Below are 1984 nucleotides of genomic sequence, written 5' to 3' on the forward strand. Positions count from 1 at the left end.
TTCGTCCCCGGCAGGGACTTCCTTATAGAGATAATGAGAAATGATCGTCCCCAACATGGAGTCCCCCAGGAATTCCATCCTCTCGTAATTCAGGGGATTGCCTTTTTTGTCCTTCCGATTCAGGGAACGGTGCAGGAAGGCATTTTTATAAAGGTCCAGTTTCCGGGGTTTAAATCCAAGGATCTCGGTGATTCCCAAAAAAAAATCCCCATCCTCTTTGGGATGGGAATTAAAGATGTTTCCAGGAAATGTCATGGGCCCTCTAACTTATTTTTCTGAATAATACACAGGCGTTATGCCCTCCGAAGCCAAACGTATTACTCATGGCTACATTTACTTCCCGCTCCTGCGCCTTATTCAGCGTGAGGTTAAGGCTCGGATCGATTTGATCGTCCACAGTAGTGTGATTGATGGTAGGAGGCACTATACTGTGTTTCATGGCAAGGATGGAAGCTATGGCCTCTATGGCTCCCGCAGCTCCCAGGAGATGCCCCGTCATGGACTTGGTTGAATTGATATTGATTTTAGAAGCGTGCGATCCGAATACCTGGGTGATGGCCTTCAGCTCGGCGACATCACCAAGCGGGGTAGCCGTACCATGCGTATTTATGGCATCTACTTCCTCGGGGGTAACCCCGGAATCCTGCAGGCAGTTCTCCATGACCCTGATCACGCCAATACCTTCCGGGTGAGGTGCCGTCATATGGTATGCATCACTGGAGAGCCCTCCCCCGAGCACCTCGGCGTAAATTTTAGCACCCCGTGCTTTGGCGTGCTCGTATTCTTCGAGAATCAGGGATCCTGCACCCTCCCCAAGTACAAAGCCATCTCGTGTGGCATCGAACGGGCGGGAGGCGGTCTGGGGACTGTCGTTTCTCGTCGAGAGGGCATGCATGGCATTAAACCCCCCCATTCCTGCAATGGTTACTGCTGCTTCACTTCCACCCGTTACCACCACATCGCAATAGCCCATGCGTATGTAATTCAGGGAATCGATCAGGGCATTGGCCGAAGACGCGCAGGCAGAGACCGTGGTGTAATTCGGCCCCATGAAGCCGTGTTTTATAGATATGTTTCCCGGAGCGATGTCCGCGATCATCTTTGGAATAAAGAATGGATTGAATCTAGGGGTTCCGTCCCCCTGGGCAAAGTTCAGTACCTCGGTCTGGAAAGTCTCCAGGCCTCCGATACCCGCGCCCCAGATAACCCCTACCCGGAACTTATCGACAGCATCCAGATCCAGCCCGGAATCGATAATGGCCTCATCGGAAGAAACCAGGGCGTATTGTGTAAACCGATCGAGCTTACGGGCTTCTTTCCGATCAAAGAAGTCCATGGGGTCGAATCCTTTAAGCTCACAGGCAAATTTGGTCTTGAATTTTTCAGCGTCAAAATAAGTGATAAAATCACTGCCGCTTTTACCGCTTATAAGTCCTTCCCAATAAGCGTCTAAGGTGTTCCCAATGGGCGTCAAGGCCCCTAAACCGGTAACTACTACTCGCTTTTTATCCATGGAACGAATCTCTAAAACTGCTCTATACCCAAGCGTAAATTAAAAAAAATTATCCATGCAGCGCGTTTACCACATGGATAATTTAAATACTAATGAAAACAATATCATTAATTCTTGGCCTCCTCGATATAACTGATAGCCTGACCTACTGTTGCGATATTTTCTGCTTGATCGTCAGGGATTTGAATATCGAATTCTTTTTCGAATTCCATAATGAGCTCCACAGTGTCCAGTGAATCTGCCCCCAGGTCGTTGGTAAAGCTGGCCTCGGTAACCACTTCATTTTCGTCAACACCCAGCTTATCAACAATAATAGCCTTTACTCTTGATGCAATATCTGACATATTGTAAGATTTAAAATTAAGATGATGGCAAAAATATAAAACTTTGGAATAAAACTCCCTTTTACCAGCAAAATGTGACCTAATATACACAATTTAGAACTGACAATAGTACATTTGCCCTGAAATT

General features: G+C 47.3%; 2 protein-coding genes and 1 pseudogene. All 3 read right to left on the minus strand.

What is annotated here, in order from left to right; translation table 11 throughout:
* Positions 1–255 (minus strand): annotated as a pseudogene (locus WBV75_RS12205) (ribonuclease III); the annotation flags it as partial.
* A gap of 7 nt (positions 256–262) precedes the next feature.
* Positions 263–1513 (minus strand): beta-ketoacyl-ACP synthase II, encoded by a 1251-nt coding sequence (fabF, locus tag WBV75_RS12210; RefSeq protein ID WP_424120868.1) that lies wholly within the window; start codon positions 1511–1513, stop codon positions 263–265.
* 107 nt (positions 1514–1620) lie between these two features.
* On the minus strand, positions 1621–1857 hold the full coding sequence (locus WBV75_RS12215) for an acyl carrier protein (RefSeq protein ID WP_289724587.1): 237 nt from the start codon (positions 1855–1857) through the stop codon (positions 1621–1623).
* Positions 1858–1984: the final 127 nt, after the last annotated feature.

Source organism: Robiginitalea sp., assembly GCF_049588695.1.
Taxonomy (GTDB): Bacteria; Bacteroidota; Bacteroidia; order Flavobacteriales; family Flavobacteriaceae; genus Robiginitalea.

Bases quoted from the DNA above. Each gene is read 5' to 3' on its own strand.
- fabF (WP_424120868.1), bottom strand. From the start codon at position 1,513: ATGGATAAAAAGCGAGTAGTAGTTACCGGTTTAGGGGCCTTGACGCCC.
- WBV75_RS12215 (WP_289724587.1), bottom strand. From the start codon at position 1,857: ATGTCAGATATTGCATCAAGAGTAAAGGCTATTATTGTTGATAAGCTG.